This window comes from Aneurinibacillus aneurinilyticus ATCC 12856 (assembly GCF_000466385.1).
Classification (GTDB): domain Bacteria; phylum Bacillota; class Bacilli; order Aneurinibacillales; family Aneurinibacillaceae; genus Aneurinibacillus; species Aneurinibacillus aneurinilyticus.
The window spans coordinates 15,157-24,086 of record NZ_KE952836.1 but is presented as its reverse complement, the minus strand read 5'-3'; the positions used below and the strand labels follow the sequence as shown (position 1 = coordinate 24,086).

Here is an 8,930-nt window from a genome sequence, read left to right as displayed (position 1 = left end):
CTGTAATTCTGTTCACAAAATATAAATCAGTATGGATGGTGTTTTTTCTATTGTATCTAATTGGAAAAAATCCCCTATGTAACAAAAGGTTTTTTTCATTCCTATATAGAATGGTGAAAATAGGATGTAGAAAGAAGAGTAAAAAATGAGGTACTATGTTTGTAAGATGACAGATTATGTACTTAGACAGAAATAAACAATTATTCTCTGAATCAGAACTGGAAACCTCCCGAGTTCTCTACTCTGAAGCTACACATATACAATTTGAAAAAGTAATGGTCTGTAGTATGTGTAAATTCGAAATGGAAGCGAGGAAAGCAGAATGACAGAAACATGAAAGTATATTATACAGATCGATGAGAATGGAAGGACTCGACTACCTGAAGAGATAACAAAGAACATACATAGTGGTTTGTTGGATTTTGAGGTAATCGGAGATAAATTTTTAGCAAGAGAACCAGATTATATATTTATTTGGGATAAAGAATAAAGACGTATGAGGCAGAATGAAAACATTGCTGCCTCATGTGTTTTGTTATAACCCAGTAATGACTATTTTTTTTACATTACTTATACTTACCTCTTTTTTTATAATAATAATCAAATATAAAAGGAGAAAATATTACAAACAAAGGGAAAAAACCCAAGACAGTTTCTAAAATCCCTTTTAAAAAACTCATATCTTTCCTCCTTCACCTTATTGATTAATACTACATTATTTCCATTGCCCTACTTCGCCATATGTACACGGCCCATAACTATAGGTTGTTCTAATATAAACCTTGGCTCCTTCTGTGTAAGTAGTTTGTCCTCGATAGGTGCATCTATACTGAGGAGTTTGGTATTCTTGCAATTGAAATTCGCAATAACTCCATTTTCCAATAGTAGGGATACACACATTACCGATACACCACAAGTCTCCAGGTCCCCAACGTTCCTCGATAAATCTTTTTCCTATTATTTTATATTCTTGTTTATAGTTAAGTAAATTACAATCACCTATAGGACCTGTATTTGACAAAATATTAGCACCGTCTCTTGAATTATTCTTTGATGGTTCCCCGGTTTGCTGTCTAGATATATCGGTATCATTTTTTACGGCGCTATCTGACACATCTACTACTTTTTGTTCAGGCATATTAGCCGTAGCTTTATCAGAAGCAAAGTTAAGGTGAGAAACATTGATTTCTTCAGGCTTCATTTCATCAATATACTTTTTATATTTTTTCTCAACAAAAAATTCTATCCCATTTTTATCTTTAATTAACATATATTCCGATTTATTTAGTATTAAATCTTTACCATTATTATCCTTAACTTTATAATAAGTACCAAGATCAATATTATCTTTCTTTTTCTCCTTACTATTTTCGGAACTATCAATTTCTAAATTTTTCACCATATCTTCTGATGTATTTATTGATTTATCCCCTAAAGAACAGGGCACACAATTATTATCCTGCTGTAAAATCTGATCCTCTTGTCCATAGGCTACATTAGGGGTCGAGAACGTACCAAAAGGCAAAGTTAAACTAACCAACAAGAATAGCATCAATACAAATTTTGACTTTCTCAACAACATCATACCTCCCTATAATTTCAATATAATACTAATATTAACATCCTTTTATTGAAAGGCAACCCATAAATTTTAAATTTTATAAAAATAAGGATATAACATTGATAATTTTATACAATTAAAATTTATAACGAAGCGTGAGAAAATCAATGTGTTTAAGGAGGTAAAAACATGTTTAGAAGTACAGGTTGGCAAGAATCGCCTTGGGTTGTATTAGGTTGTGTAACCGTTATCATCGTCATTGTTGTACTTATGAAATTATCCAATAAGAAGTGAAATTATAGCCAGACTTTTTATTATTACCGGGAAGCAGACCAGGAAAAGCTGATAGAGTTGTATTCTATCAATGAGGAAAATACCGGATATACTTTCGTAAGGCTACCAGAAAAGGAACAGGACACAAGGTAGGATTTCCGCCTCTTTCTACCCTATAATACGGAAGTGAAAAACTGGTACCGGTTCTTTTCAGATTGCCTGGTAATTTGCTTAAAGGTTTATAAAGAAAAAATCTTCCCGAATGATAGGAGATAGTTTGTATGGATAAAGGCTGCAAACAAAATTATTTGTGTTCTACAGGACAGATGGAACGCTCCAACATGCCTTGATGAAAAGAAGGAAATGGGACGGCTTGCTGATAAGGTACAGGTGGCTGTTGGAACGAGAAGTCATGAGATTTTATCCCTCATGGCTTTATGATTATCTTATACAATTTCTTAACAATTGACATGTTTATCAAATCCAATAATACTGTTCCAGCAACTTATTGTAATGTTGGGTAACCAACTTCAAATTCATAGTCATTGATAGTAATACTTCTGGCTTTAATCAATAACATTGAGTTCCAAAGCTCAAGAGCAAAGTTAGCCGATGAAAAGTATTGGTTAATCCAGCTTTTAGATGAAGACTTAATACTTATGGTTCCTATACCATTTGGAATTTCTATCTTATATCCTTTACCTTTGACAGGAGATAATTGACCACCAAGTGCTTCAGCCACATCGTCAGCCAAACGAACCCGGATATGGTAGAGAGTATGGCAGCGACAGCAGAACGGCTGCGCGAGTATGAGATCCGGTATGGAAAACAGACGGTGGAAGAATTTTTGGATGTAATATTGGCGATATAGGAGCATGTAGTATAATCAGTAAAAAGGAAAACGGAAAGGATGGGATGTCGTGAAGTGGCAAGAAGTAAGACAGGCCTATCAGAATGAGTGGATTGTGTTTGAGGCTTTAAAAGCCCGTTCCGAGAATAATAAACGGATTGTAGAGGATCTGGCTGTGATTGACCGTTATAAGGACTCTATGGATGCATTGCGGCGTTATACAGCACTTCACAAGGAAAATCCAGGAAGGGAGTATTATTTTTTCCATACGTCACGTGAGGAGCTTGATATTAGGGAGAAGAAATGGACAGGGCTGCGTAGAATATGATCTCGATTACAATAAAACATGACCTACCGTTTGTTGAAGCAATTGTTACGTTCCGTGGTCAAACGATAAAGTGTGAAAATGTTCTGCTGGATACAGGTTCGGCAGGAACGATATTTAACGTGGATAAGCTTATTGAAATTGGTGTGAAGCCTGAACCAGATGATATGACGTATACGATTTATGGGGTAGGCGATGCCGAATTTGTGTATTCCAAAACGATGGATGCAATTCAAATTGGAGATGCAAAGTTTAAGGATTTTCAAATTGAAATCGGAGCTATGGATTATGGACTGGAGCTGGATGGTATCATTGGATTTGATTTTATGTGTAAACTTGGGCTTGTTATTGATACAAAGAACATGGGGATTTATTATAATAGCGGATTTGAACCTGCTTTAAAATTTTCTTAGGAAATAAAGGATAGCCGATTTTAAAGGCCTTTCGATTATACTCTATCTTTACAAGATAATAAAAGGTGTCTTTTCATCAGTATAACTATCTTTGCATATCCGAATTAAGTTGTTTTGATGTTCATCCTCTCTTTATAATAATAAAAGTAAAAAAGCAAATCCTTCATAATCAAGCATTCAACATGAATAAATTCTTTAAAATCAATCCCTTCTTTTTTCCGAATTTCCTACTTCCAATCACCTGAATTGTCAAGTGATTTCTATATACATAAACCGATAATTAAACTGCCGTAGTAGGATAGCATGAAGGGATTTCCAAAAGGATTTTGTTTTATTTTGCCTAAATATTTAGAGAAAGGGGCGAGAGAGAAAAAGGGGGAGCATCTCTAATGCGAATCAGTGTGAGTGGAATCCTTGTTGCAGTTTTTATCGGTATCATGTTTGGATTAAAGATGCAGGACGATTATTTATACCGGAATACGGATGGACAGACGCAAGGCGTGTTGCGTCAGGTGATATCTCCAGTCGCAATGGTTGAATCCGAAATAGCCATGGAACAAGGGATAAGTGAAGAACTTGAAATATATATGAAAAGAAATTTTGATTTTTCCACGCTTAAAACACACTGGGCACAATATATAAAGGGGTATGATGTAACAATAGATAAGGGCAATGTCTATATCGCGGTACGAACGAATTTGGAGAAACCAGGTAGTCAGTCGAATTATATCTTGAATGCGGTACAAGGATTTGCTAAAAGCCGGTTGCCGCAGGGATATGAACATGGCCGTATTACTGTTTTGGGTCTAAAAGGCAAGGCTTTGACCGCTCGGGAATTATAATCGGATAGGCAAGTAAAGCTATGGCAGTTGAGAAGGAGCCTGCTGGAGTTTTTTCTATACATAGCTGTGCAACCGTCCGTCTTTTTCAGAGCGTACTATTAAAAAAATGCGCAAGGCGATCAGACAAAGCACATTGGAGGCGCAATACCGACAACCGGCTGTTTAAAAGGTGTTTTGCTCCCCGTCTGATGAACACTAGGAAAACAGGCTGCAGCAAGCGCGTTTTTGCTAGTGAAAATGTCTAAGAATTTGTATAATAAACAAAACACACGGGGCTAGCGTTGTACTGGCATGGTTCGGCTCGAAGGCGAGCGAGAAGACTGAATTTCTCCTTGCGGTGCAGGACACAGCCAGGCAATGTTTATCCCCTAAGCAACCATCACTACAATTCTAGGAGGAACAATGTCGCTACAAACCTTATTGCTGTTTATCCCTGCTTGCTTCGCATTGAACATGGCATTCGGACCTAACAATTTGCTGTCCCTGATGAATGGGGCACGTCATGGTACGAACGCTGCCATCGTGGCATCTGTAGGTCGACTCTTTGCTTTCGTAATCATGATTGTTATTGCCGCCGTAGGTCTTGGCGCACTTCTAATGACATCGGAGGTGCTTTTCTCGGTCGTCAAGTGGCTGGGTGCCGTGTATCTGGTCTGGATAGGATTGAAGGTTTTTTTAACGAAGTCGCCTGCACAAAGTGTCTCAACCACTTTTGAGAGTGATTACTCGTTATTTGACCTGATGAGGAAGGAGTTTATCGTTGCCTCTGGTAACCCGAAGGCTATCCTTATATTTACGGCGTTCTTCCCGCAGTTCATTGAGCCGAACGCTTATGCTCAAAGTTTCATGATTATGGGCATCATATACTTAATCCTGGAAGCGGCAGCAGTTGCGATCTATGCGCTCATTGGTGCCCGGCTTGGAGCTTATGTCAAAAGTGCGAATGCTTTCCGCTGGATCAATCGGCTTAGTGGTTCCCTGATGATTACCTTCGGCGTGTTATTGGCATTTGCTCGCAAGCCAGCAACTTAAAGCGTGATTGTTTAAAGGTTTACAATGATCAATCAGAAAGAAGACGATGGTGATTTTGAGCTATAAGGAAAGTCGGTTACACCCCTTAATGTGGTGACAACCGGCTATTTTTGTGTTCCCACCTTTTTAACGCTATAAATCCGTATTTTGCAAGCAATGTGGCGCGGTACCCTATCACCATCAGGTTAAGAAAAAGCATATTCCAAAAATACATATGATTTTTATTCTAGAAGCCGTAAAATTCTTAACTTGATGGCATGGATTAAATACAATGGAACAAACTAACTGAATAATGCAAGGGTGTTGATTATCCAACATGCTCCGGAGTGAATAGCCATCATAACAAATCCCGAACGAGCGAGGGGTTCGTCTGCCGTAGGGAAGCGTATATCGATAATCAGCAGGTGTGTGAAGAACGTTATCTTTAAGATTGTGAATGAAATGAATTTACAAATATAAATAAATAAGTTAATATAATAATGTAAGTTTCATACCCCCTTTGTTAGTATGAAAGGTTATTGCGCCTTAACAGGCAGTAGTACCCCCAATAATTGAAGCTTCATTTTATATTCATACGAAATTTACAAAAAACATGAAGCGAAAAGGAGAGCAATCAGAATGATGCCGTCATTATTTATTGCACATGGCGCACCGACGCTAGCATTAGAAAATAACGATTATACAAAAATGTTGAAAGAGCTTGGCTCCCGCTTACCGATACCCCGCGCGATTGTTTTGTTTTCAGCGCACTGGGAAGAACCGGTACAGGCGGTAAGTGCAGTAGAAAAGTATGACATGATATATGATTTTTACGGATTTCCACCAGAAATGTATGATATCGTCTATCCAGCCAAAGGAGATACCGTATTGGCCAAACAAGTGCTTAATCTTCTGGCTGAACAGGGAATCGATACCCGCGCTGATACGATTCGGGGTATCGACCACGGTGCATGGGTTGTATTGAGGCTCCTGTATCCACAGGCTAATATTCCGGTAGTTGTGCTGTCCGTCAATCCCGGCTTGTCGCCGGAGGAGCAGTATCGTATCGGTCAGGCACTTACCCCGCTTAGAAAAGACGGGATCATGGTTATTGGAAGTGGGGGCACAGTTCATAATCTACGTCGGGTGAACTGGCAGAGCACAGAAGCGGAAGCTTGGGCAGTAAAGTTTGATGATTGGCTGGAAGAAAAGATTGAGAAATGGGATACTGGGTCCTTGTTTACGTATGAGACGGAGGCACCTTATGCACGGGAGGCGGTGCCGCGCAATGAGCATTTTATTCCTTTGCTGCTTGCAATGGGAGCGGCGGATAATGGGCGGAAAGGAACGTTGCTGCATCAGGAGTACCAGTATGGAACGCTGAGTCTAAGCTGCTGGCGTTTTGATTAATATAGAATACATTTAAGTTGATAAATCGACACCTGTTTGTGGTGGGAGGTAAGAAAAAAGGAAGGGCGGTGGACGGGAGTGGTCGGAAAAAGACACGCGAGCCTTTCCTCTGCCGAAGTGCAGGGCGCATCCAGCCTCTTCTTTTTTCCGAATCTCCTACTTCCAGCCACCTGAATCTTTGTTATTACGTCAAGTGATTTCTATATAGATATCATTAAAGCAGGAAATGAGTATGGACTTATCTTATCAACAAATTTGTTTGTGTCATTCAAATTTGTTTGTTTGAATCCGGTTTTGTACATGCTCAATAAAGGCCAGCACACATAAAGCGGACGTTTTTAGTGAGCGCACAGCTAACCCTAGCTGCCTATAGATAGGTGGATTCAAGTGAAGAATGCTCGTATGGGGAACGGCGGAAGGAATCGCCATAGCAGGCAGAATGGTAATGCCTAATCCTTGTTGCACCATCGTTAGAATGGTCCCGGTTTCCCTTACTTCGAATTGAATTCGCGGCATAAAAGGATGAAAGATGCGCAAAATGAGACCTTCACATCCACCCTTGGTCAAAATAAAGGATTCTGCTTTTATATTCTCTATTAGGATGGACGTTTTATGGGCTAGCGGGTGGCTTTCCGGCAGTATAACGACCATCTCATCCTGAGTTATGGAGACGGTGTCGAACTCTTCATCCGGTAAAGAAACAAAGCCTACATCGACTGCCCTCGTATGAATCCAATTTCTAACCTCTTGATTTGTCCCTTCAAAAAGGATGAGTTCGATTCCTGGATAGCGAACTTGAAAATCGGATAGAATTCTTGGTAACAGGCGTGCGGATACACTTGGAAAACTACCGATCTTTATGGTGCCGGATTCCAGCTTTTTTAGAGAAGAAACATCTTGTTGAATTTGAGAAGTGCGATATAAAATTTCGCGGACATGAACAAGTACTCGTTCCCCTGCTTCTGTTGTTTTAACTCCTCTTCGATCACGTACAAGCAAAGAAATCCCCAGCTCGGCTTCAAGGTTTGAGATAACATGACTAACAGCTGATTGGGTCATTCCCAGAATAAGTCCTGCTTTGGTGAAACTTTTTTCTTTCACGACTGCCATGAATACTTCTAATTGCGTTAACGTCACGAATACTTCTCCTTATTGCATGAGTTTTTATTCATGTATATTATCATAAACATTAATTTGATTTATGAAAAGAGGAGAAGTTATGATGAAAATAAGAATTAAAAAGAGAGAAGAAAGGTTGATGGCATTGAAAACAGTTGGTCTGATCGGTGGAATGAGCTGGGAGTCTTCCATTTTGTATTATAAAATTATGAATGAGCTAGTACAGAGGAAACTTGGAGGCCTTAATTCAGCCAAAACGATTACATATAGTTTAAACTTCGAAGAAATTGCAGCATTACAAAAGGCTGGAAGGTGGAAAGAAGCTGCAGATGTACTGATTGATACTGCTCGGCGGCTCGAGAAGGCAGGCGCAGATATAATTGTTATTTGTACGAATACAATGCATAAAGTAGCAAAGGAGGTCGAACAAGCAATTGAGATTCCTTTACTACACATTGTTGATGCCACAGCATCTCAAATTCTTGCTAGTGGGTTTAGCAAAGTCGGTTTGCTGGCAACTAAATATACAATGGAGCAGGAATTTTACATAGAAAGGTTCCGAAAGCTAGGAATCGATGTGCTCATTCCTAGTAAAGAAGAGCGGGAGGTAGTACATCAAGTCATTTTTGAAGAACTCTGTAAAGGCAAGGTAAAGCCTGAATCAAGAGAAAACTACAAAAAAATTATAAATAACCTTATACAAAAGGGAGCACAAGGGATTATTCTGGGATGTACGGAAATTACATTGCTTGTAAAATGTGAGGATTCGGAAGTGCCGTTATTTGATACAACATATATTCATGCGGAAGAGGCAGTACGGTATGCGTTGCAATAAGTCTACGTAAAAATGGCCTTAATCGGAGTTTCCGGTTAAGGCCATTTTTAGTGGTAGTTGATTGCGAGAAACGCAGTGAAGAAATAGAAAACTTTTTGCTAGAACTAAAGTCTCTAATGTTAAGAAAGAGATACACATTTTTTTCAGTATTCTTGAAAAATATATCCTATTTAGAGTATAGATTAAAACAAAAGTAATGTATAAAATAAAATGACATATCACACCTGTTGATTATGCATATATCGGAAGAAATAAGATGCATGCGTCGGCGTGTTCCCTCGTCTTTTTCTC

Annotated in this window: 9 protein-coding genes and 1 pseudogene; 7 read left to right on the top strand and 3 right to left on the bottom strand. The window is 38.9% G+C overall.

Annotated elements, in window-relative coordinates; all coding sequences use genetic code 11:
• Positions 1-715: 715 nt before the first annotated feature.
• Both HMPREF0083_RS26490 and HMPREF0083_RS28205 read right to left on the bottom strand, forming a co-directional pair.
• Positions 716-1,576 carry a hypothetical protein gene (locus HMPREF0083_RS26490; RefSeq protein WP_148316000.1) on the bottom strand — a complete coding sequence of 287 codons (861 nt, stop codon included), beginning with the start codon at positions 1,574-1,576 and terminating at the stop codon, positions 716-718.
• 763 nt (positions 1,577-2,339) lie between these two features.
• Positions 2,340-2,576: a YxiG family protein gene (locus HMPREF0083_RS28205; RefSeq protein WP_148315999.1), complete on the bottom strand. Its 237-nt coding sequence runs from the start codon at positions 2,574-2,576 to the stop codon at positions 2,340-2,342.
• Between the two features lie 6 nt (positions 2,577-2,582).
• Here HMPREF0083_RS28205 and HMPREF0083_RS28200 point away from each other — a divergent pair.
• The 6 genes and pseudogenes from HMPREF0083_RS28200 to HMPREF0083_RS16895 form a co-directional block, all read left to right on the top strand.
• Positions 2,583-2,702, top strand: a pseudogene (locus tag HMPREF0083_RS28200) (SpoVR family protein); the annotation flags it as partial.
• A 52-nt stretch (positions 2,703-2,754) separates the two neighbouring features.
• On the top strand, positions 2,755-3,012 hold the full coding sequence (locus HMPREF0083_RS16915) for a hypothetical protein (RefSeq protein ID WP_021622827.1): 258 nt from the start codon (positions 2,755-2,757) through the stop codon (positions 3,010-3,012).
• Complete coding sequence (locus HMPREF0083_RS16910) at positions 3,009-3,422, top strand: retropepsin-like aspartic protease (RefSeq protein ID WP_021622826.1); 414 nt, start codon at positions 3,009-3,011, stop codon at positions 3,420-3,422. The genes HMPREF0083_RS16915 and HMPREF0083_RS16910 overlap by 4 nt, the downstream gene beginning before the upstream one ends.
• A 389-nt stretch (positions 3,423-3,811) precedes the next feature.
• The gene (locus HMPREF0083_RS16905) at positions 3,812-4,264 is read left to right on the top strand and encodes a hypothetical protein (RefSeq protein WP_021622825.1); all 453 of its coding nucleotides are present in this window, start codon (positions 3,812-3,814) and stop codon (positions 4,262-4,264) included.
• Positions 4,265-4,666: 402 nt separating this feature from the next.
• Positions 4,667-5,296 (top strand): LysE family translocator, encoded by a 630-nt coding sequence (locus HMPREF0083_RS16900; protein ID WP_021622823.1) that lies wholly within the window; start codon positions 4,667-4,669, stop codon positions 5,294-5,296.
• A 618-nt stretch (positions 5,297-5,914) separates the two neighbouring features.
• Positions 5,915-6,685 carry a DODA-type extradiol aromatic ring-opening family dioxygenase gene (locus tag HMPREF0083_RS16895; protein ID WP_021622822.1) on the top strand — a complete coding sequence of 257 codons (771 nt, stop codon included), beginning with the start codon at positions 5,915-5,917 and terminating at the stop codon, positions 6,683-6,685.
• 264 nt (positions 6,686-6,949) lie between these two features.
• On the opposite strand, the gene HMPREF0083_RS16890 is transcribed toward HMPREF0083_RS16895, so the two are convergent.
• Positions 6,950-7,822 carry a LysR family transcriptional regulator gene (locus HMPREF0083_RS16890; RefSeq protein WP_051354694.1) on the bottom strand — a complete coding sequence of 291 codons (873 nt, stop codon included), beginning with the start codon at positions 7,820-7,822 and terminating at the stop codon, positions 6,950-6,952.
• Positions 7,823-7,949: 127 nt separating this feature from the next.
• Here HMPREF0083_RS16890 and HMPREF0083_RS16885 point away from each other — a divergent pair, with 127 nt between their 5' ends.
• Complete coding sequence (locus HMPREF0083_RS16885; protein ID WP_040303321.1) at positions 7,950-8,639, top strand: aspartate/glutamate racemase family protein; 690 nt, start codon at positions 7,950-7,952, stop codon at positions 8,637-8,639.
• The last annotated feature ends 291 nt before the right edge of the window (positions 8,640-8,930 follow it).